Source organism: Bacillus sp. TH30, assembly GCF_016650875.1.
Classification (GTDB): Bacteria; Bacillota; Bacilli; order Bacillales; family Bacillaceae_G; genus Bacillus_A; species Bacillus_A mycoides.
Genome location: NZ_JAEKEY010000002.1, coordinates 2,771,539 through 2,794,467, shown reverse-complemented (window position 1 = coordinate 2,794,467; position 22,929 = coordinate 2,771,539). Strand labels below are relative to the sequence as shown.

General features: G+C 36.8%; 22 protein-coding genes. 9 read left to right on the top strand and 13 right to left on the bottom strand.

Going from position 1 to position 22,929, the window contains the following annotated elements; all coding sequences use genetic code 11:
* Window positions 1-146: 146 nt before the first annotated feature.
* Window positions 147-902, top strand: a complete 756-nt coding sequence (locus JFU20_RS16400) for a diguanylate cyclase domain-containing protein (RefSeq protein ID WP_002166441.1) — start codon at window positions 147-149, stop codon at window positions 900-902.
* Window positions 899-2,200 carry a glycosyltransferase family 2 protein gene (locus JFU20_RS16395; protein ID WP_002166440.1) on the top strand — a complete coding sequence of 434 codons (1,302 nt, stop codon included), beginning with the start codon at window positions 899-901 and terminating at the stop codon, window positions 2,198-2,200. Before JFU20_RS16400 ends, JFU20_RS16395 begins: the two co-directional genes overlap by 4 nt.
* 155 nt (window positions 2,201-2,355) lie before the next feature.
* On the opposite strand, the gene JFU20_RS30445 is transcribed toward JFU20_RS16395, so the two are convergent.
* A complete protein-coding gene (locus tag JFU20_RS30445) occupies window positions 2,356-2,490 on the bottom strand; it encodes a hypothetical protein (protein ID WP_002068447.1) in 135 nt (44 codons plus the stop codon).
* A gap of 305 nt (window positions 2,491-2,795) precedes the next feature.
* The gene (gene opuD / locus JFU20_RS16390) at window positions 2,796-4,310 is read right to left on the bottom strand and encodes a glycine betaine transporter OpuD (protein ID WP_002166438.1); all 1,515 of its coding nucleotides are present in this window, start codon (window positions 4,308-4,310) and stop codon (window positions 2,796-2,798) included.
* A 677-nt stretch (window positions 4,311-4,987) separates the two neighbouring features.
* Here opuD and JFU20_RS16385 point away from each other — a divergent pair.
* Both JFU20_RS16385 and JFU20_RS16380 read left to right on the top strand, forming a co-directional pair.
* Complete coding sequence (locus JFU20_RS16385) at window positions 4,988-5,866, top strand: cell wall-binding protein EntA (RefSeq protein WP_002167369.1); 879 nt, start codon at window positions 4,988-4,990, stop codon at window positions 5,864-5,866.
* An 85-nt stretch (window positions 5,867-5,951) separates the two neighbouring features.
* Window positions 5,952-6,254, top strand: coding sequence for a DUF3910 family protein (locus JFU20_RS16380; protein ID WP_002016266.1), 303 nt, complete (start codon window positions 5,952-5,954; stop codon window positions 6,252-6,254).
* A 194-nt stretch (window positions 6,255-6,448) separates the two neighbouring features.
* Here JFU20_RS16380 and JFU20_RS16375 read toward each other — a convergent pair whose 3' ends face one another.
* Genes JFU20_RS16375 through JFU20_RS16365 form a run of 3 tightly spaced genes read right to left on the bottom strand, consistent with a single transcriptional unit; the run spans window position 6,449 to window position 9,889 of the window.
* Window positions 6,449-7,828, bottom strand: a complete 1,380-nt coding sequence (locus tag JFU20_RS16375) for a zinc ribbon domain-containing protein (protein WP_201038751.1) — start codon at window positions 7,826-7,828, stop codon at window positions 6,449-6,451.
* A gap of 13 nt (window positions 7,829-7,841) precedes the next feature.
* On the bottom strand, window positions 7,842-9,395 hold the full coding sequence (locus JFU20_RS16370; protein ID WP_201038750.1) for a zinc ribbon domain-containing protein: 1,554 nt from the start codon (window positions 9,393-9,395) through the stop codon (window positions 7,842-7,844).
* Between the two features lie 5 nt (window positions 9,396-9,400).
* Window positions 9,401-9,889: a zinc ribbon domain-containing protein gene (locus tag JFU20_RS16365; RefSeq protein WP_002016260.1), complete on the bottom strand. Its 489-nt coding sequence runs from the start codon at window positions 9,887-9,889 to the stop codon at window positions 9,401-9,403.
* 158 nt (window positions 9,890-10,047) lie between these two features.
* On the opposite strand from JFU20_RS16365, the gene JFU20_RS16360 reads away from it, so the two are divergent.
* Together JFU20_RS16360 and JFU20_RS16355 are read left to right on the top strand one after the other, a co-directional pair.
* The gene (locus tag JFU20_RS16360) at window positions 10,048-11,667 is read left to right on the top strand and encodes an SWIM zinc finger family protein (protein ID WP_201038749.1); all 1,620 of its coding nucleotides are present in this window, start codon (window positions 10,048-10,050) and stop codon (window positions 11,665-11,667) included.
* Window positions 11,651-14,407 (top strand): DEAD/DEAH box helicase, encoded by a 2,757-nt coding sequence (locus JFU20_RS16355; RefSeq protein ID WP_193652159.1) that lies wholly within the window; start codon window positions 11,651-11,653, stop codon window positions 14,405-14,407. The genes JFU20_RS16360 and JFU20_RS16355 overlap by 17 nt, the downstream gene beginning before the upstream one ends.
* A 155-nt stretch (window positions 14,408-14,562) precedes the next feature.
* Here JFU20_RS16355 and JFU20_RS16350 read toward each other — a convergent pair whose 3' ends face one another.
* Entirely contained in the window at window positions 14,563-15,048 is a 486-nt protein-coding gene (locus tag JFU20_RS16350; protein ID WP_002068432.1) for a VanZ family protein, read from the bottom strand.
* Window positions 15,049-15,159: 111 nt separating this feature from the next.
* Here JFU20_RS16350 and JFU20_RS16345 point away from each other — a divergent pair, with 111 nt between their 5' ends.
* Window positions 15,160-15,384 carry a DUF1659 domain-containing protein gene (locus JFU20_RS16345; protein ID WP_002016256.1) on the top strand — a complete coding sequence of 75 codons (225 nt, stop codon included), beginning with the start codon at window positions 15,160-15,162 and terminating at the stop codon, window positions 15,382-15,384.
* 21 nt (window positions 15,385-15,405) lie between these two features.
* The gene (locus tag JFU20_RS16340; RefSeq protein ID WP_002016255.1) at window positions 15,406-15,621 is read left to right on the top strand and encodes a DUF2922 domain-containing protein; all 216 of its coding nucleotides are present in this window, start codon (window positions 15,406-15,408) and stop codon (window positions 15,619-15,621) included.
* A 20-nt stretch (window positions 15,622-15,641) separates the two neighbouring features.
* On the opposite strand, the gene JFU20_RS16335 is transcribed toward JFU20_RS16340, so the two are convergent.
* Window positions 15,642-16,040: a DUF4359 domain-containing protein gene (locus JFU20_RS16335; RefSeq protein ID WP_002016253.1), complete on the bottom strand. Its 399-nt coding sequence runs from the start codon at window positions 16,038-16,040 to the stop codon at window positions 15,642-15,644.
* Between the two features lie 194 nt (window positions 16,041-16,234).
* Between JFU20_RS16335 and JFU20_RS16330 the strand changes: the two genes are divergently transcribed.
* Complete coding sequence (locus tag JFU20_RS16330) at window positions 16,235-16,741, top strand: competence protein ComK (RefSeq protein WP_201038748.1); 507 nt, start codon at window positions 16,235-16,237, stop codon at window positions 16,739-16,741.
* 54 nt (window positions 16,742-16,795) lie between these two features.
* On the opposite strand, the gene JFU20_RS16325 is transcribed toward JFU20_RS16330, so the two are convergent.
* The 6 genes from JFU20_RS16325 to pgtP form a co-directional block, all read right to left on the bottom strand.
* Window positions 16,796-17,266: a sigma-70 family RNA polymerase sigma factor gene (locus JFU20_RS16325; RefSeq protein WP_002089676.1), complete on the bottom strand. Its 471-nt coding sequence runs from the start codon at window positions 17,264-17,266 to the stop codon at window positions 16,796-16,798.
* A gap of 213 nt (window positions 17,267-17,479) precedes the next feature.
* Entirely contained in the window at window positions 17,480-18,148 is a 669-nt protein-coding gene (gene yknW / locus JFU20_RS16320; protein WP_201038747.1) for a YknW family membrane protein, read from the bottom strand.
* Between the two features lie 129 nt (window positions 18,149-18,277).
* Window positions 18,278-19,477: an ABC transporter permease gene (locus JFU20_RS16315; RefSeq protein WP_201038746.1), complete on the bottom strand. Its 1,200-nt coding sequence runs from the start codon at window positions 19,475-19,477 to the stop codon at window positions 18,278-18,280.
* Window positions 19,474-20,154 (bottom strand): ABC transporter ATP-binding protein, encoded by a 681-nt coding sequence (locus JFU20_RS16310; protein ID WP_002130002.1) that lies wholly within the window; start codon window positions 20,152-20,154, stop codon window positions 19,474-19,476. Before JFU20_RS16310 ends, JFU20_RS16315 begins: the two co-directional genes overlap by 4 nt.
* Window positions 20,151-21,335, bottom strand: a complete 1,185-nt coding sequence (locus tag JFU20_RS16305; protein ID WP_201038745.1) for an efflux RND transporter periplasmic adaptor subunit — start codon at window positions 21,333-21,335, stop codon at window positions 20,151-20,153. The genes JFU20_RS16310 and JFU20_RS16305 overlap by 4 nt, the downstream gene beginning before the upstream one ends.
* 248 nt (window positions 21,336-21,583) lie before the next feature.
* Complete coding sequence (gene pgtP, locus JFU20_RS16300) at window positions 21,584-22,918, bottom strand: MFS transporter (RefSeq protein ID WP_201038744.1); 1,335 nt, start codon at window positions 22,916-22,918, stop codon at window positions 21,584-21,586.
* Window positions 22,919-22,929 lie beyond the last annotated feature (11 nt).

The following is a 22,929-nucleotide window of genomic DNA, read 5'->3' as shown; positions in this document are numbered from 1 at the left end:
GTATGTCTGTTTATTTTTTCTTGTACAAGAGGGATACTACCTGATGTCGCTCGCTAAAAAAAGACTTCCAGCTACATGGTCCATTTCTTAATAATTGTGCATACTACAAATATCCAGCACGAATTAGCTTTAAGGAGGAACGTTTCGTGAAAGATAAGTCCTATAAAGTCCTCTCTATGTGGATTTTACAAATTTTATTTTATTTTACTACTGTACATGTGACGAAATATGAGCACGCGCTCATTTTTACAATTATATATGTCATCATAAATGTACTATTCCTATTTTTACCTGATAAAACAGCATTTATTTTCTTCATACTGGGAACAATCATTTCAGTATTCTATTTATTTTATCAAGCGTGGCTTCACTTATGGAGTACATCAGATCAATGGGAATATATTATTACCCACTTCCTGATGGCAGCTAACTTCTTCATTGTTTATATTTCAACCCATTTATTAAAAAAGGTTATCCTTAAAAATAAAGAGTTAACTGAACGAGTGAGAGTGCTTGAGCAATACATTGGAGAATCAAAATTATTAACAAGACAAGAATTCGAAAGACGACAAGCTTTATTAACAACTGCGATGAATCGTCGTAATGAAACAGGCATTATCATTTTCTTTGATTTCACTTCCTTTAGTAAATATACGAAGGAAAGTGTCATGGATCGTGTAGCTTCATTATTAGTTGAAACGGTAAGGAATGACTTTGACCTTGCTGCTGAATACGACAGCAATACACTGGTTATTTTACTACAAAACACAAATGAAGCCGGTGCTGATATTGTAATGAACCGCCTAAAGCCAAAAATGGAGCAATGGCTTGCTAATGAGGCAATCCAAGACATGAAAATTTCACGAGAGCAAATTGGAAACAAAGGACCGACATTATTATGATGACACTCGTTATACTCCTTTTATTCCTTCTGTTCTGCGTACTCGTTTTCTGGATCAGCATCACATTTTCAATTAAATATGTATTGATTTTTACCGCCTTTCTATTCTCTGCTTTACTCGTTTATTACTCTTTCTTAACAATTGCGGGCTTAATTCATCGAAATAGTAAACGAAAAGATCGTACGCTAGAACATTATCCAAGTGTAGATATTTTAATACCTGCCCATAATGAAGGGGTTGTTATTAAAGATACATTAGAAGCAATGGCAAAGATTGAATACCCAGGCAAACTAAACGTTTATTTATTAAACGATAACTCTCAAGATGAAACACCTGAAATTGGAGATGATTTCGACAAAGCTTATGCTCATATTCATCACATTCGTGTACCACCTGGCGAACCGAAAGGAAAATCGCGTGTATTAAACTACGGCCTTAGCATTTCGGATGGTGAATATTTCTGTGTTTACGATGCAGATAATCAACCTGAACCACATGCACTGCGAATGCTCGTAGAACATGCTGAAACAACAAAGGATGCCGTTGGAGCAGTTGGACACGTTCGTACAGTAAATGAGAAAAGAAACTGGCTTACACGAATGATTTCATTAGAATTTCAGATTTTCCAGCTCCTTATGCAATCTGGACGCTGGCTATTATTCCAAACAGGTTCACTAACCGGAACAAACATGCTTCTTCGTCGTTCCGCATTAGAAGAACTTGGCGGCTATGATCCTTATGCAATTGCAGAGGATGCTGAATTAACATTAAGAATTACCCAAAAGGGCTATCTCTTACCAATCGTCCCGGAATCGATTACATGGGAACAAGAACCTGAACATTTAAAAATTCTTATAAAACAGCGGACACGTTGGCTTCAAGGAAACTTATACATTTTAGAAAAAATGTTTTCTTCATTAAGCTTTTTTAAAGGGAAACTTCTCGTCCATTCCTTACAACAAGTTTTAGTGTATGTCGTATTTTGGCTATTCCTAATCATTTCAAACGTTTGGTTTATAATTGGACTGCTCGGCATATTCCAAATTCAATATAGCATTCCATTACTATTTATGTGGTATGTCGCATATATTACATATGTTTCTCAATTATTTAGTGCTCAGAGCGTCGAACGAACCTTTACACCGACCAATATTTTCATAAGCGTCATTATGTACTTTACGTACGCACAGCTCTTTACGTATTTGTTTATTCGCAGTCTCATTCTTTACTTACGTGCAAAGAGCAAGAAACAAGTAATTGGTTGGGATAAAACAGTACGATTTAAAAAAGAAAAATAGATTTCATTAAAAAATAAGCACAGAGCGCCGTATGCTCTGTGCTTATTTTTTACCGTAATACTATATATATCAGACAATACCCCTTAGCTGAAAGTTATTTCACGTCCATCCCCCAACGAACGATCGACCTTCATTTATATACGAAAAAGTGATTGCTATTTTTGTAGAACCAATTGCTTCTCTTGATGCTCTTTACGAGTTTCAGTCTTTGGTTCCGTGCTTTCTTGGGCATTTCGATGTGCCACACGTTTCAAACAAATATGCTTCCACTTTCTTTCGTAACGTTTCATTATTCTAGTTGTCCCCCTTGAATGCGCTTTAAAACTATTTGAAATCGCTTACAGGAAATAATATAGCACATATACATAAAAGTAACAACACATTTCCGACATATTTTTGTCAAAAATATGAATATAATGTGTAAAATATCGGATATTGTCGAACTATATCGATTTTTCTTTTTAAATTTCCGATATCTATAGTATTCCGCAACAAAGTAATGCTTTTCCTACAATAGTATAGAACAGTGAAAAAGGACTGCCTACATTCGACAGTCCTAATACTATTTATATATACAGAATTTTTTCTACTATTATTAATGTTGTTTCATACGCCCTTCTTTTTGCAACTCTTTAAATAGTGCTGCAATCATAAAGAAAATAACAAATACGAACGGGAAGGCCGCAATAATCGACGCAGTTTGCAGCGCCTCTAATCCTCCGACATACAATAAGATCGAAGCTAACGCAGCTAGAACAATACCCCAAACCATTTTAATACGATTTGGTGGGTTTAAGCTACCATGTGTCGTTAACATCGCTAGAACAAACGTAGCAGAGTCTGCCGATGTAATAAAGAATGTTGAAATAAGTAAAATGGCTAACACACATAAAGCCGGTCCCATACTACCCATTTGGTCTAACATAGCAAACAATCCTACTTCTGTGCCCATTTCTTTAATTTGTCCATATATATTTGCACCATCAAATAGCTCCATGTGAATACCTGTTCCTCCGAAAACAGAGAACCAAAGCGCACCAATTACTGTTGGTACGAGTAACACACCAACAACAAATTCACGAATTGTACGCCCGCGTGACACACGAGCAATAAACGTACCTACGAATGGTGACCATGCAATCCACCATGCCCAGTAGAAAATTGTCCATGACTGAATCCATTGATTTCCGCCTTCATTTAATGGACTTAAACGGAAACTCATACTTGGCAATTCTTGAATGTATGAACCGATTGTTGAAGTGAAATAATTCATAATAAAGTTTGTTGGACCTGCAAATAATACAATTATCATAAGTGCAAACGCTAAAATAATATTCGCATTACTTAAATATTTAATTCCTTTATCGAGTCCCGTTTGCGCAGATAGCATATAAAGAACAGTTACAATTCCGATGATTACTAGCTGTGTCGATAATGAGTTTGGAATGGATGTTAAATAACTAACACCACCCGCAATTTGCTTTGCCCCAAGTCCTAATGATGTCGCCACACCAAATACTGTCGCAAATACAGCTAGAACATCAAACATATGGGCAATACGGCCATGTTCACCGCCTTTAAATAGCGGACCGACCGCCGCACTAATTGTACTTGCTCTTCCTTTTCTAAATGTAAAATACGCAATACATAATGCTACAAGTGCATATAATCCCCACGGATGTAATCCCCAATGGAAAAATGAGAAACGAAGTGCAAGGCGTGCACTCTCTTCAGTCGCACTCTCTCCAAACGGAGGTGTGTATAAATGGTTCATCGGTTCTGCGACACCCCAGAAAACCAAACCGATTCCCATACCGGCACTAAATAACATAGCAAACCATGTCATATAACTATAATCAGGTTCATCATCATCTTTACCTAAACGAATCGAACCGTACTTAGAAACAATTAAGAAAATAGCAATTCCTAAGAAAATAGAAACGGAAATAATATAGAACCATCCAAACTTACTAACTAACGCAGCTTGAATTACAGTCGTTACATTTCCTAAGCTACCTTTTCCAATAATAGATTCGGGAATAATCCCCCAAAGTGTAAATGCAATACATAATGTTAATGAGACAATAAATGTTTTCGTCAGTTTCCTCATCAAATCCCCCTTCGTATGTTTCATTTCTTGTAAAAATCATAAATTCCGATATGTTAAATCGGATAGAAAACCATAGTTTTTTGTGGTGATTTTCTTTCGGCTCTCTCAAGTTTGCCTTCACCAATTAGAGTTCTTATGGACAGCCTTACCTTCCGTACAACCTTTCCACTCTGCAAGAGCTACAAGATTGGAATACTACTGTCAAATTGTGTGAGAAAAATGCGGATGGGAAGAGATTTTCCCAAAAAAGGATGTGTTACAGTTTTAAAAAAGGGCAGATTTATTCTTTACAACCCTTTCTTCTTGTAACAATTATGCGGTTTTTTGCTAGTATATAGCGCGTGTTTATAACTTCACAAACGAGATGTTTATGTTTATATAACTATATTACCCATAAAACGGTAAAATACTCAAGGAACGTAACTGTATAGTAATCATTATGTAATACTCCTGCAATATTTTTATTTGCACCGAAAAAAATATGTTGTATTAAATATTTTGAATATAACTAGAAACCTACTAATTATATGGAATGAAAAACGCTTTCCTCTCATTCTAGCTATATTACAAAGTGTTAACGACTTATTACGAATGGTTTGTAATTGTGTGTTTTCCCAAAATCCGAAAAAATCTGTTGCTATAATGAGGACACGAAAACAAACGCAATGGAGGCTATCATGAAAAAATTAATTGGAATAGCAACAGCAGCAGTTTTTGGTCTTGGGATTTTCACCGCATCTGCTAATGCAGAAACTGTTGTAACAACAGACGTACTAAACGTACGAGAAAACCCTACTACTGAATCAAAAGTTGTCGGTAAATTACAGAATGGTCATAAATTAGATGTTCTAAATACAGAAAACGGATGGTCACAAATCAAATTAGATGGTAAAGACGCATTCGTAAGTGCAGAGTTTACAAAGAACTCTTACTATGTAACAGCTAACGTATTAAATGTACGTGCTGAAGCGAACACAAACTCAGAAATTCTTGGAACGCTTAAGAAAGACGATATGATCGAAACAACGAACCAAGTACAAAATGAGTGGTTACAATTTGAATATAACGGGAAAACGGCTTATGTTCACGTTCCTTTCTTAACAGGTACAGCACCTGTTATCGAGAAACAAGAACAACCTGCTCCTGCTAAAACTGTAGCACCAGCTAAAGCTCAAGCACCTGCAGCACAAGCAAAACCAGCTGCTAAGCCTGCTGTGAAAGCTGCTGAGACTAGCACACCTTCTGGTGGTCGTGAGTTAACAGTTGTAGCTACGGCATATACAGCTCACCCAAGTGAAAACGGTGGCACATACGGCGGCCGTGTATTAACTGCAATGGGTCATGACTTAACAGCGAACCCAAACATGAAAATGATCGCTGTTGACCCGAAAGTAATCCCATTAGGATCTAAAGTATGGGTAGAAGGTTACGGAGAAGCGATCGCTGGAGATACTGGCGGTGCAATTAAAGGTAACCGTATCGACATCCTACTTGGATCAGATAGCGCTGCTCAAAAATGGGGACGCAAAACTGTTAAAGTGAAAATTTTAAAATAACCAATGACTGCTAAATTACAGCCGGTTCTCTTTATTGAGAGCTGGCTTTTATTTTTTATATAATACATATAAGGAGGTGACGTCCATGAATTTACAAGCTAAGGTAGACTGGGTCGGTACACCAAAGCCGTACATATATAAAGATGATGTAACATATGATGCAATCGCAATTGACTTCTCACTAACAAACGATGACAATCGCTATAAATTAATTGTGCTCAAGTCTGAAGAAAATACACATTACAAACTCGTACAATACGGAATAAAACCAGGCTCTCAAAAGCCATTCCCTATTGATATTCCATTCGAGCAAGAAATGCTACCGCTCATAAAGCAAATATTAAATGATCCATATGTAGAAGCGATATTAAAGGAAGCCCGCTTCTAATTGCAAAAAAGGATATCACCTAGTAGGATTTTCCAACTAGGTGATATCCTTTTTACTTCCCCTTCATGAACACGAGTAGAGAAAATTATATCAACGGTTCAACATGGAATATCGATTTACCGTCAAAGATTGACAATAACGGCAAGCTACCTCAAGAAAGAGGCTGTTCAAAATTGAACAGCCTCTTTCTTATATTAATGAGTCGGACCAGATACTTCCTCTGATTTCAGCGTATTATTCGCTCCAAGAGAATGGTACAATATCTTTCCATTTCCATTAACAGTAACGATATGGTCATTATTAAAGCTCTTGAATTTTACAGAGCCGTCACCGTAACGAATATGATATTCTTCATATGTCGTTACTTTATATTTCGTTGCACCTTGACGTTCTACATTGCGAATATTCATTGTCAATAAATCTTCTGTAATTCCTTTTTTGTGTAGATATTGTAAGTAATCACGGTCTTCCTTATACGATTTCCCGCTCTTATCATAATCATTTTCAATTAAACTAAAATCGTTTAATGCAATTGCACGCACGTTATTATAAATATGATTTTGTACAAAATCTCCAACCGCTGAACTAGAAGCTTCTTTTGGGAACTTTAAGTAATATGTACTTTGATCTCCAACTTTAATACTTTCAGATTTCATCACACCAAATTCAGCGTTTTTCTCCAAATGTACTTCTACCGTTTCATCCGTCGGTACAGGACCAAGTTTATAACTTCCGTAATTTAACTTTCCGCGTTTCTTGCCATTAACAAATACAGTTGCATCGTTTTCATCAGACGAAATGGTTACATAATTTCCTTCAAGTGATAAATTCACTTCTACTGTCCCATTCTTTTCATCTGCTAAATCCACTTCTTTTTCTGTCTCTAATTCAGCAAGTTCCGTCTTCGCCTTTGCCTTTACAACATAAGCACCCGGGAAGTATGGACCTAATTCTTTCGAAGTTTTGTCACTAGAAAGCTCTGTTTCTTTTTTATCATTCACATATATTTCAGCATTCTTTGCAGTTGTGCTAACATTCATGTAATACGACTTCATGCTGAACTTATACTTCGGATACAAGAACCATTCTTTCCCGTCTTCTATAATTTTCCCATCTTTAAAAGATGCTTTATCACTTGCTAACTTTTGATCTACTGTCTCTCTTTGCAAATATGATAACAGTTCTTTATTATAAGAAGGATTCTCTTTTAAATAACGGATATACGCCTTAATATCTTCTGTCTTAACCTTTAAGGTTGGATCGTCTACTTTCAAAATCTCATCGATTACATTCACATCTTTATTTTGGAATGCTTCAATCATTGCATTTACTTGCTTTTCCTTCGAAAATTTGCTCGCACCGAATTTATATGCGCCAAACAAAATAGCAAAAACAATGACAAAACCTATAAGTAAAAACATGTTCTTCTTACTTTTCACTGACTTTGTTTCTCTACGCATTTCTGAGTGAGAAGAAGCTGTTTGATCAGCAATTTCTTCTACTTTACTTCCGCAATCAGGACAAAAGTTCAAATGATCCGCAACTTGTTTATTGCATGTTCCACAAAACTTCAAGTATTTCTCCCCCTTATTTTTTTGCTAATTTCATACCCGCGAATGTTAATACGTAAGAAATAAGAAAACTACCTACTATTAAATATAGCGTGTTACTTTGAATAGATAATATCGGTCCAGAAATTCCAGCGAACTCCTTCATAATTTCCTTACTTCCTGAAGCTGTAATATGAATTTTTGCTAATCCATTTACACAAAGCATCATCACTGTATAAACAGCACTAAACACTGCTATAGTTACGTACATATTTCGCATACGATATTGAGCCAATTTCATTCCAGCCCTAACTAGTAGAATACATGGTAGAAGAATTAATAATCCCCACCAATGTAAATACGAATTAAAATCATCAATATCTTTTATACGATCAGCACTAGCACCATTAGCGATTTCCAGGTCTTTTAAAGACGTACCCTGTATTGATATGCCTGACATATACGATACATGCAGTGGCCCTTTTTCGACTGAATATCTATGCATTTCTCTCTCCATATTTCCCCACTCAATTTCAGTTGGAGAAAGGTGGGCCATATTCCACATGAAAGGTGTTGCTTCTAAAGAAAGTAATACTTTATACGCCTTCTCTGGAAAATCAATTGGACCCATTGATTTTGAACTACTAAATAAAATCGTAATAAGTATAATACCAAATGTAATAAGTAGTCCTTTCAAAACAGTCACTATACTATAATAAATAGACGTTACATACGGGACAAACTGACTAGTAGAAGAAAGCATACGATGCGGTCCTGCTTCAATACTCATACCAATAAAGCTGAATAATAGGCCAAATATAATACCAAACAATAAACTAACAACATGAGAATATACAACATCAATAGTCATCGTTTGATAGAAATAAGAAATAGATGTAGAAGAACTTGCCATAAAGCTTACAATACATAAGAAAATACCGTATATCATGCCAATTACACATGATGTCATGAACTTCTCTCGCCAACTAATTGAAGGTTTTTTTCTTTCAACAAAAAATCCACTTCCACCTAATATAAGTGCCGGAATAGTTACCAAGATGAATAATGGGATATGAAGAAGGAATGACATCGTGTATGCCCCGCTCCCGCTAATTTCAATACCTATTAAATGACACATTAAAATTAATGGTGCTATACCAATAAATGATTGATTAATGGTATTCATATTCAACATACCATCCGTATTTCTAACCGCTGTCTCCACTACATCATTTATAGCAGAATCTATTATTAAACTGCCAATGAAGCCTGCAATGAACATACATACAATTGCAAAAGCACCACCGAATAATCCTTTTTTCAGCATACTTCCTGATGCATTTACATGTAATTGCGCTCCTGCATTTGGTAATTTCATGTTCGATTCTTTTTGGGCGACTCCTAATAAAGAATCACCGCATTTCTCACAATATGTAGCATATTCTTTACTTTCCTGTCCACATGTTCGGCAATACTTCGAAGATTGCGGGACTAACATAACATGGCTATCTATACTATCCGTACTTGAGCCGTCATGTGTACAATAGTTTACTGCCTCAGGCTGTTCTAAACCGCAAATTTTACAATACATGTTCCTCACTCCTTACTTTGCTTCATACCACATGCTGGACAGAATGTAGCTTCCGTTGCAATTTGTTCACCACATGAAGAACATGCTTCTTTTTCAATATTTTTTGATTGAAGGAGTAACTCATTTTCTTTACCGCACTGCCCGCAAAATTTATCATTTAATGATAATGGACCACCGCAACTACACTGTCCTTTTTGTTCTTGTCTCTGTAAATTAGAAATTTGTCTGCGCGTGTTATAAATAGCAACATCAAGCTCTTGCACTGGTGCTACAATAGCTTTCAACAAATCTACTCGAACTTCATCATCACGAAGTTGCATATATACCGTTTGACCAAGTTCAAGTAAAATTTCAGTTTTCTCTTGTAACTTCTCTTGTGTAATCTTCTTTAATTGCGCCATTTCCTGTGCTACTTGCAACTTCATCTTGCCTTGCTCAATTCCCTCTTGCAACTTATTCATGCCATTACCAAACTTCGATTGTAAATCTGACAAACAAATTCTCTCCTTTTAATTACATAGTAATATACAAAATTAACATTATATATATTACCATGATTTTCTAATTGTGTAATTAGAATTTCATTTTTTCTGTTTTGAGCATTTTTTGTTTATAATGGTAAAGGAAAGAAATCTGTGTACGGAGGAATATTATGCTGCAAGACTCAATTACGAAAGATGAAATTATGATGATTGCGAATGAGTTCGTTCAAGGGCTTGATCCACAGCAAGTTGCTGATCAAGAGCATGTCGCTACAGCTCGGCAACTATATCGTAGTGGTGTTGTCTATAACGTTGACTTTGATGGCTATACGCTATCCGGAACTGTAAATGCTGAAGGCAGTGTATATAGCGTTCACATCCCGATTCGTAATGTCACTGAAAGCTATTGCGATTGCTTCGCGCCAACGCAATGTCAGCATATGCTTGCTGTGTTACTATCTGCAGCTTCTAGTTTTGGGCAAGTAGGAGATGTATTAACTTTATTCAAAAATAATACAAAACCTTCTCTTCCTCCTATTCGAACTGCACGACAAGTATTGCAATCATCAGCTTTTGAAGAAATGGATTATAAAAGTTGGCAAACATACTTTGAAAATGAATATGAATCATTTAAAAAAGAACAAGCGCGGCTCACTTATAAACAAATGTATTTTCTTATGAGTCTTTTTACAGACTTCTATACAAAATTAGAACGGAAAGCTCCGCGCATCGTTGCTATTCATGAATTATTTAAGTTGCACGCGGCACTTTATTGCTTTCAAAAATTATTAGAAGAAATTCAAGAATTTGAAGCAAACAAACTATATTCTTATCACCAACCAGTTAACGTCGTTCGCCTATTCGTTGATAAAGTTGAATCTACCGTTAGGGACCTAAAAACAGAGGCGATTCCAGCAGAATCCAAACCGATTTTAGAAGAAACAGCGCGGCTCATACATGAATCATTCTTCTCTACCGATGCCTATACACAAGAGCGATTCTTCATTTATCGTCACGTATGGGGTGAACTGTTAAGAACAGAGGAGCAGCTACAAGAAGAAAAAAAACGAATCGATACTAAAATCAATCCACTTTCCAAAGCATTAGCATCTTCTCACCTGCTCTTTTTAAACGGTGAAGATGTATCGGCAATGGAATTACTGGAAAAACAGCCTTCTTCTGTTGTGAGCCTTTACTTCTATTGGTTAGAAGAGTTATTAAGTGCGATGGAGTGGGACCGCGGGAAAGATTGGCTTTCCTTTACTTATAAACAAGTAAAAGAAACGATAACGGAACAAGAAAATACCGTCTTCATACAAGATATCGTTCGATTATTTGTGATGATGTATGAGACATATGCAACGCATACGAATGAACAAGCCGGATTAGAAATGATTTTACAAGAACTATTACCGTATAGTTTCACAAATTATGAACAATATGTACTTGCGAAGAAACAATACCATGCATGGACGGAACTTCAGCTCTTATATGGATTCGAAGTAATCGAACTTTTGAAAGAACCATTGAAAGATATTGAAAAAGAAGCGCCCGAAGCAGCACTTCCTCTTTATCACCATGCCGCAATGGAAGCAATTGAAGAGCGAAATCGCAAATCATATAAACGTGCCGTTCGTTACTTAAAGAAATTACGTATGCTTTATAAACGACTGAAGCGAACTGATGAATGGGATGCTTTCATTATTCATATCGCTAACTTACATTCACGTCTGCGTGCACTACAAGAGGAATTACGGAGAGGAAAATTAATCGATGATCATACAAACTGAAGTAACAATTAGGCTCCAGCACGTTAGTCAAGGTTGGTTCCTTTGGGGAGAAGATGATAGCGGTACGCTCTTATCCGTAGCAACTTGGAAAAAAAATGCATTCGCATGGCACTCTACTTCTTTCTACGGAACGTTTTTAAAAGAAGCAACGTATGAGGGAAAACAAGGCGTTATGTTAACGAATGCACAGGCATTTGAATACATCGCAAATAAACCGATGAATTCATTTGCAAATATGCAAATGAACGGTCCTATTACGGCACTTACAAAGGACGCAAGTGAATTATGGGACGCTTTCGTCAGCGGCAGCTTCGCACCTGATATGAAGCATTGGTCTCAGCAGCCATCTTGGAAAGTTCAGAATACCTCAATTGAAGATGACATGTTAGCATCTCTTTTCTCTGCCGCTGTGAACGAAAGTATTTTGCAAGATGCTCGCTCAAATGACGGATGGGAAGATGCAAAGAGACTATACGAACATTACGACTTTACGAAAAGGCAATTGGAAGCAGCACTACATGAAGAAGATTGGCTTCGAAAAATTGGTTACATTGAAGATGATCTTCCATTTACAGTCGGCTTAAGACTACAAGAACCGCAAGAAGAACTTGAAATGTGGAAGCTTGAAACAATCGTTACACCAAAACGTGGTGCACATCGCATATATGTATATGAAAGTATCGATTCCTTACCAAAACGATGGCACGATTACGAAGAACGTATCCTTGAAACACAAGAAGGATTCAGTAAGCTCGTACCGTGGCTAAAAGAGGACGACAAGTTCCGAGAAGAACTCTTTGAAACGGAAGCTTGGAATTTCTTAACCGAAGCAAGTAATGAATTATTGGCAGCAGGTATTACAATTTTACTACCATCATGGTGGCAAAATTTAAAAGCAACCAAACCGAGGTTGCGTGTACAGCTGAAGCAAAGTACAGCACAAACACAGTCTTTCTTCGGCATGAATACGCTCGTTAATTTCGACTGGCGCATTTCAACGGACGGAATTGATTTATCAGAAAGCGAATTTTTCGAACTCGTTGAACAAAACAAACGTCTTTTCAATTTAAATGGTCAATGGATGAGACTTGATCCTGCCTTTATTGAAGAAGTAAAAAAACTAATGCACCGTGCCGATAAATATGGACTTGAAATGAAAGATGTGTTGCAGCAACATTTATCTAATACGGCAGAAACAGAAATTGTAGAAGACGATAGTCCGTTTACCGATATTGAAATCGAACTAGATGGATATTACGAAGAGCTTTTCCAAAAACTTCTGCACATTGGAGATATTCCAAACGTAGATGTACCATCTTCGCTACAAGCAACACTCCGCCCGTATCAACAACACGGTGTTGAGTGGTTACTATACTTACGAAAGCTTGGATTTGGAGCATTATTAGCCGATGATATGGGGCTCGGAAAAAGTATTCAAACGATAACTTACTTACTATACGCTAAAGAAAACAATCTCCAAACAGGTCCTGCATTAATTGTGGCACCAACATCAGTCCTTGGAAATTGGCAAAAAGAATTTGAGCGTTTCGCACCAAGTTTACGTGTTCAGTTACACTATGGAAGTAACCGATCTAAGGATGAGTCATTTAAAGATTTTCTTCAATCAACAGATGTTATATTAACTTCTTATGCATTAGCTCAGCTTGATGAAGAAGAACTTAGTACGTTATGCTGGGACGCTGTTATTTTAGACGAAGCACAAAATATAAAAAACCCACATACGAAACAGTCGAAAGCAGTAAGAAACCTACAAGCAAATCACAAAATTGCTTTAACCGGTACACCGATGGAAAACCGACTTGCTGAGCTTTGGTCTATTTTCGACTTTATCAATCATGGGTATCTCGGAAGCTTAGGACAATTCCAGCGCCGCTTCGTCACACCGATTGAAAAGGACCGCGATGAAGGAAAAATCCAGCAAGTTCAGCGGTTTATCTCGCCATTTTTACTGCGTCGTACGAAGAAAGATCAAACGGTCGCATTAAACTTACCAGATAAACAAGAACAGAAAGCTTATTGTCCACTAACTGGCGAACAAGCTTCCTTATATGAACAACTGGTTCAAGATACATTACAAAATGTAGAAGGATTAAGCGGAATTGAAAGACGCGGATTTATATTACTTATGCTGAACAAGCTAAAACAAATTTGTAATCACCCAGCCCTTTATTTGAAAGAAGAAGAACCACAAAATATCGTCGAGCGCTCTATGAAAACAAAAACGGTAATGGAGCTCATCGAAAATATAAAAGACCAAAATGAAAGTTGCTTAATCTTCACTCAATACATTGGCATGGGGAACATGCTAAAAAGTATGTTAGAAGAAACATTCGGTCAGCGCGTCCTCTTCTTAAACGGGAGCGTACCGAAGAAAGAGCGTGACAAGATGATTGAGCAGTTCCAAAACGGAACGTATGACATCTTCATCTTATCGTTAAAGGCCGGCGGAACAGGATTAAACTTAACTGCCGCCAACCATGTCATTCACTATGACCGTTGGTGGAACCCAGCTGTAGAAAACCAAGCAACAGACCGTGCTTATCGCATCGGTCAAAAACGCTTCGTTCACGTTCATAAGCTTATTACAACGGGAACACTTGAAGAGAAGATTGATGAAATGTTAGAACGAAAACAATCATTAAACAACGCCGTCATTACAAGCGATAGTTGGATGACCGAACTATCAACCGACGAACTAAAAGAATTACTTGGCGTATAAAGTGAAACTTTAATCAGTGGGGTTTTGTTCATCCCCCACTGATTATTAACCTTCACCAATCGGGCTTTTACGGGCAGTTAATGCGGGATAAGGTGGATGTTTCTATTCCCACAAATAGCGGGATAAATGAAAAAGGAGCAAATCTCTAACTGAGATTAGCTCCTTTTTCTATGCCAAAACCAATTGCTTATTATAATTCCTGTTAACCCACCGCACGTATCAAGCAATGAGTCTTGCCACATCGGTGTACGGTCTCCCGTAAACCATTGATGAATTTCATCAAATGTTGCATACCCCGCAACGAAAAGGAGGGCGTATGCAAAGCACCTTTTTCTCGAATAACCCGATCGATGAAAAGCATAATACGTCAATGAACCGAGCATAAAGAACACCATAAAATGAGCACCTTTACGAAGGAAAAACTCAACAAATCCACCTACACCTTTATTTGCGATACTAACAGGTGTACCTCCCCCATAATCGATAGATACCCATGAAAAATGCTCTTTCACAAACTCAACATTTATATATTGCTCAATATCCGAGCGCATATCCTGTTTTTTATATGGCTGTGCTGAGGAATAGAAAATAATCCCCATCCATAGTAATACAGGAATCCAAAATAGCCATTTACGATTCATTCTCCGGAAAACTCCTCTCTTAGTCTTTTAAGAGTAACAAAAAAAACAAAAAATTTCACGCCAAAACATGACATTTACCACCTATTTATAAAGTGAAAGGGGGTGATAAACATGGCAGTTGAAACAATCGTAATGGATTTAACTTTACGCCTTGTATTAAACGGAGGATTAGACAAAAACGGTAAAACAGTTTTTAAGAACAAGCAATTCAAACGTGTAAAAACAAATGCAGATTTAGGAAAGGTACATGAAGTAGCACGTGCTCTTGCTTCACTACAACAATCATCACTTCACGCTGTACAACTTGTAAGCACGTCAGATCTTTCTAATCTATAATTAAAAAGGAGGGAATAAAGCATGCAAGTACTAGAGTTAATTTTCGTGAAAGAAGATGGAAAAACAGTTGCCTTTTCTATCGAAAATCCCATCACACCAGTAAATGAACTAGTCGTAAATCAAGTAATGGATACCGTTCTTTCTTCATCTGTATTTTCATCAATTGGTGAAAATACTCGTAAAAAAGGGGCTCGCCTCATAGAAAAAAACGTATCTGAAGTTCAGATCACTCCGTAAATCAAAAAGACGAATCTGCATTATTTTGCAGATTCGTCTTTTTTCTTCGGCATTTCAATTGGAATAAAGATGTTTGAAAAACCAACACAAACATACTTATAATTCTCTCCGCCTAAATCAAACTCTGTCGTATATGTTGAGAAGAAAATATAATCATTTCGCTTTGTATAATGCTCAATTAATAATCCAACTTGTGGTTCAACATACTTATTTGCCAATTTCTTTCCCGCCGATGCTAAGTCGCCAAGTATACCCTCTTTGTTTTCTTTCTCAACCTCTTCTAGCTTCTTACTCACATCATTACGCTTCATAAATTGTTTTGCTGCCCAATCCGTATATTCTCCCTTACTCGGATTACTGTTTGCTAAATAAACTAAGAGAACAACAGCTAGAGCCATAATAATATACTTTTTCTTCATGCTATATCACCGCCTACTCTTTTCTATTTTCATATATATGTACAAGCGATGCAAATTAGAAAGACTATCATCTATTGATTGTAAACGAACAGTAAAAATTTACAATACACAACAGAAGATTAATAATAATTTTACATAATTCGTATATAATTATATTCAGAATAACAATTCTTATAAGGGAGGATTTTAGAATCATGAATAATGAAAATGATATTTTTATTTCTAGTTCTACAATGATGCTCGAACCTTGCAAACACCCTTATTACCGGACAAAAATTATCGACAGTAGCGGAAACCCTCTGTACTCTTGCCAAACAGCTATCCAACTTATAAAGAAATCTTGTCTAACACATGTTCATTCTACTTATCAAGGTAGACGTCATGCAGTCCAAATAAACTTTAAGCTCAAACAAAATGTTCCAATTCCGATTAATCACAAAGAATATATTTGCGTTTTCCCAACAGAATCTCCTTCTTCTCCAAGCTGCATTTGGTTGTTCTATAACCATATAGATGAGATAGAGTTTTCCAAAAAAACTAACAAAGCTAACATTCATTTTTTTAACGGAGCTACCATAACAATACAAATAGGTTCTCATAAGTTACAGCAACAATTTTTCAAATCTGGACATGTATTATCCCGAATGAACATGCAAGATTCATTACACTCAAAAAACCTCTTGCCACATTTACTGCCTTAAAGTAAATAGAATGGAACGCAATATTTCCTTTGCCTTCCATTCTACTTATTATTCTTATCCCCTTACACTATCTCTCATTTTCTCAAGTGCTTGTCGATATACCCATCTCACTTGATAGTACGTCATCCCCATTTCAGAAGCTATCTCTCCCATATTTTTCCCTGTAAAAAATCGCTCTGAAATAATATGCTTCTCCCTCTCATCTAACACACTCATAAAATCCTTCGCCCTCGTTCCAGCATCTTCACACTCAAATCGTTCCTCATACTCGTCCGTGCATACATAGCGCTCTTGCACTACGCATTCTTTCTTCAACCTCTCCAATATATAACCACGTACTGTTACGACAGCATAAGCAGGGAAACTACCTTTCTCCTCCTCATACCTTTCATAAGCATGCCAAAGACCAATTAAACCACATTGATAATACTCTTCATAATCCTGGTAAATATTTAACCTCTTTATTTGATTTACAATCATACCTTCATACAAAACAACCGTATCTGCAAAAGTCGCTGGCTTCACACAGTGCCCGTTTCTAAAAGGTATACCTCTTCAGTATTCCGCGGTACCTCTACAATATAAAATGAGAAAAGAAATTTCATTGTGGGTAATTTCAAATACTGCTGCCGTAATTTGAAATTACACTAGGCCGTATTTGAAATTCTATTTGAGGTATTTGAAATAGGAGTAAAAATAAAAAAGGTGACTCTAGGAAGAGTCACCTTTTTTATTTTATTATTGGAACATACCTTTTACCGCACCAAATCCAATAGTTAAGATAAAGAAGACAACCATAAGAATTGTTGCTTTCTTTTTACTTAAACCAGCCGTAATTTGAAGACCTAACCATGTAATAACAAATCCCCAAATTGTGAACACTTCAATATTATTTGCAATACCTTTTGCAACACCACCACTTGAAGCGAAAATCGGTCCTAAACCAGTATACATTTCTTGTCCTGACCCGCCTAAAACAAGTGCTAAAACTGTGTTTATTAATAAACCAAGTAATGAAATAATGCTTGAGTACACACTGATTGTTAATAATTTCTTATAAGAAGTATCATTGCTCATTAACATCATAAATATTTTATACACTGCTGCACTAATAAAGAAACTAATCGCCATACCAATAGCACCAAATACTGCACCCGTACCAAACGACATTATAGGTGTAACGCTAATACCCAAATCCTTATTCATCTTAATCGCCTCAGGGGTTAGGGAGTACACATAAGCAGCAAGGCCTGCAACAAGTCCACCTAATAAAACAAGTATCCAAAATGCACCCCATACCGCATTACTCGTCTTCATTCTCTCAAACTGCACGCCAGGAGAAGTAATCATTCCAAATAATGACGGCTTCTCTCCACCAACTTTTTGCGTATTCAAATTCGCTTCCATCATAACGCCTCCTTCTATTTATATAACCCGTTCTAACGGGCGGTTCACATCCTCATGCAAGAGGATACGAACCGCCCACTAGAACGGTAATGTGTAGTAGAGAGAAACTTTCTCTACTACACTAGTAAATTACTCATAACGAAGTGCTTCAATTGGATCTAATTTCGCAGCTTTGTTCGCTGGAATTAATCCGAAGATAATACCTAGTGTCATAGAGAACAATACGCCCCCAACGACAACTTCCCATGAAACGAGCGGTGGCCACTTCGCAAATGTGGAAACGATATATGCCCCGCCATACCCAAGACCAATTCCGATTAAACCACCTAGAAGCGTTAACATAACTGCTTCAATTAAAAACTGTAATAAAATTTTACTACGCGTCGCTCCAAGTGCTTTACGTACTCCAATTTCACGCGTACGCTCCGTTACAGATACGAGCATAATGTTCATAACACCAATACCACCAACGACTAATGAAATACCAGCGATACCACCAATAATCATTGTCATAATACCGGTCATCTTTGAAATACCTTCTTGAAGTTCTTTTAAATTCATAACTTCGTATTTACCAGTTGCATCAGTCGGTTTACGACTGTTTAAGACATCAGCAGCTTTTTTACCTGCTTTTTCTAAATTATCTACATTTTTCGCTTGAACAGAAATATTTTGAATTTCATCTTTTCCATACAGTGTCGGCCATAATGAAATCGGAACTAGTGCTTCTGACGGTCCCATTCCCATAAACTCGTTATCTGATTTGTAGACACCGATAATTTGCATCGGTTGCCCCTTCATTTCAATAATTTTACCGACTGGATTGGCATCCTTAAATACCTTATCTTCCATTTGTTTACTAATCATGACAACATTATTACCTTGATCCACATCTGATTCTTGTAAAGAACGTCCCTTTAACAACTTTACTTTATTTACTGAAAAATACTCACTGTCTAATCCAGTAATATTCACCATTTCTATTTTATCTTCAATATCAATTGGTTCCATACTTGAATTTGTTGTTACAACATGTGCGATATCTGGAATTTTTTTAATTTCAAAAATATCTTCTTCAGTTATCTTCGGTGCTTCTACCATCGCCATACCAAAAGGATCATTCATATCGGCACTATAATGAATCGGTACCGTTTGATTACCTGATCCAACAAATTGGGATTTCAGTGCAGCTTCCCCGCCTTGCCCAATCGCAACGACGGTAATAATAGAGCCCACACCGATAATAATCCCTAGCATCGTCAAAGCTGAGCGTAGTTTATGAGCCAAAATAGACGATAAGGCAATTTTCATACTATCTAGTAAACTCATACTGCACACCTTCTATCTTCTGTAACTTTCCCATCTCGCAGTACAATGCGGCGGGAAGAATACGCCGCTACCTCTTCTTCATGCGTAACCATAACAATCGTCGTACCTTCTGCATTTAGCTTCGTGAAAATATCCATAACTTGTGCACCAGACTTCGTATCAAGTGCACCTGTCGGCTCATCGGCCATAATGAACGTTGGATTATTTGCAATCGATCTCGCAATCGCTACACGTTGCTTCTGTCCACCTGATAACTCACTAGGTAAATGATGGACTCTATCTGATAATCCAACTTTTCCAAGCGCTTCAAGGGCTCTCTGACGACGCTCTGCTTTCTTCACCCCACCATAGATGAGCGGAAGTTCAACGTTTTCCACTGCGGAAAGACGCGGCAGCAAATTAAAGTGCTGGAACACAAAGCCGATATATTCATTACGAATTAAAGCTAGTTTTGACTCGTCTGCTGTTAAGATATTCACATCATTCAACATATATTCACCTTCTGTTGGACGATCTAAACAACCGATAATATTCATAAGCGTTGATTTACCAGAACCAGACGGTCCCATAATAGAAACGAACTCACCGCTTTGAATTGTTAAACTAATACCATGTAAAATCGGCACTGCCAATTTTCCTTGATAATATGTTTTAGCAATATTATTTAACGTAATCATTTCTCTTTCACTTCCATTCCGTCATACACGTTGTCGGAAGGATTTTTAACCACCTTTTGCCCCACTGTTGCGCCTTCAACAATCTCTGTCCAATCTCCATCAGTAGTACCTTTTTTCACATTTTGTTTACGAAGCTTTCCTTTGTCTTCGATATAAACAAATGCATCTTCGCCTTTTTCTACAATGCTCTTACTTGGAACAGCAATCATCGTCTTATTCTCTAAATTTACTTGCAGAGAAACGTGATAACCTGGAGATAAACCATCTTGGCTATCAAGACTTGCTTTATATGTATATTGAGACATATTTTGAGTTCCCTCACCAGCAGCTTGAGCCATCTCTGCACTCGTTGGGAATTCACTTACTTCCGTAATCTTACCTGTCCACTTCTTCTTATTATTTGCTTTCGCAGTTACAGTGAACGTTTGATCTTTTTGAATTTGTGACTTTTGAAGCTCTGTTAAAGTCCCTTGAACCTGGAACGGGTCTTTAGAAGCAACTTGTAAAAATGCTTTCCCTTGACCACCTAATGCCTGAGATGAACTTTGCGCTGCATCCTTATCTAACTTCTGTACAACACCAGTAAAATTACTATAAATCGTAAGTTCTTTCTGTTTTTTACTTAACTCTTCTTTTTGTAACTTCCCTTTTTCTTTCTCAAGGTCAGTTGTCTTTTGTGCCATTTCTAACTCACTTACTTGCTCTTCCATCGGGTCTGTTACTTCTTTCCCAGCCCCACTATCTTTTACCTTCTTAATTTCTTTCTTCAATGAATCAATCTTCTTTTTCCCTTGATCGTAACGCATATCAGCCATCTTCTGATCAAGATCAGCTTGCTTCATTTGAAGATTAATTTCTTCATTATCATAAGAGAATAGTTTCGTTCCTTTTTCTACCTCTTGTCCTTCTTTCACTGCAATATCTTTCACTTTTCCTTTAGTCGGATCCGCATAGAAACTTTCAATATTTCCTGGCTTCACTTGACCAGAAATTAACTTCGTATTATTAAGCTTTCGCTCTGTCACTTTCTCAAAACTTACAGCATCTGTATTAGCCGTACCTTTCTTCTTACCTTGCATAACAAAAATATTAACTGCTGCTACAATAACAATTAGTGCAATAACTCCGATAATAATCCATTTCTTCTTCTTGTTTGGAGTACGAACCGTATTAGGTAACATATTCTCTCTCCTTTTATATCTTAATAGTTTAATAGATATTCAATTGTATAAAACTTTCTGAAATTTATAACCCCACTTACATTGTTACACTCATTTTACAAAGTTTTACACAATCATTTATATTGTAACAAAAATACCAATGATTAGAAATATGACATTCTATCTTTTAAGATAGTTTTAAGGAAAGGTTTCCTTATATAAAAAAAGCGATCCAAAATAATGATTGGATCGCTTTTCTGAATAAACTATTACGCCACTTTAGGACCTTTTCTCTCATGTCCACGTTGAACGATAAATAAGAATACTGTTGATAAAATACCGCCTGCTAATAGTAAGATGAAGCAGCCATCCCAGCCAGAACGATCAACAATAACACCAATTGCTGCGTTTGCTACAAGACTTCCACCTACATAACCGAACAGACCACACATACCAACTGTTGTACCTACTGCAAATTTCGGTACTAATTCCATCGCACTTAAACCGATTAAAAACTGTGGTACGTAAATTAAACAACCGATAATAGAAACTGCAATACTTACAACAAGTACGCTAGATGCTTGCCAATATACAACCGTACCAATAACAACTCCGGCCATACTCATAATACATAACGGCATACGTTTTCCTTTAAATAACTTATCACTTAAAAGACCAACGATTAATGAACTTGGAATTGCCATACCTTCAAAAATCGCGTATGCAGCATGCGCTTCTGTTTTTGAAAAACCTTTAACTGTCGTTAAATAAAGCGGAACCCAGTTAATAACACCGAAACGAATTAAGTAGACAAATGCATTCGCAATACATAAATACCAAACGAACTTATTTTTCACTACATATTTCATTAAAATTTCTTTTGGTGACATCTTGTTAGCATTATCTGCTTTTTCAAGATTTTCATAGTCATTACGATACTCATCAATTGGAGGAAGACCTTCAGATTCTGGTGTATCCTTCGCATTAATCCAAACAAGAACTGAAATTACCATTGCGATAATTGCTGGGAAAATAAATACGCCGCCTTGCCAATGGTTTTCACCGAAAATACCTACACCAATTCCGACAAGGGGCGGCACTAGCATTCCGCCAACGTTATGTGAAATATTCCAAATACCTGTTTTCGTACCACGTTCTTTCTTCGAGAACCATTTCGTCATAACAATACTACAAGGTGGTGCTCCCATACCTTGTACAATACCGTTCAGGACAAGTAATGTAACAATCATCCCAAATGAATTTGCAAACCCGAAGCAAATATTTACAAGCCCTGATAAAAATAATCCGACTGCGATAAAGCGCTGGGCGAAAGCTTTATCTGATAAATTCCCCATAAAGAACTTACTAAATCCATAAACAATTGCCATTACTGAACCTAGTAATCCAATTTGAGCTGTACTAAAACCATATTCTTGTACTAAATACGTACTTGATAACGTAAAGTTACTGCGCACTAAATAATAAGCAGCATATCCAACTGAAATTCCAATTAGTACACGAATACGCAGTAATGTATATACTTTAGCGATCATATCCACTGGTAATCTCTCAATTGCAGGTGCTGGCTTAAGCCATTTAAACATATTCTTTCGTC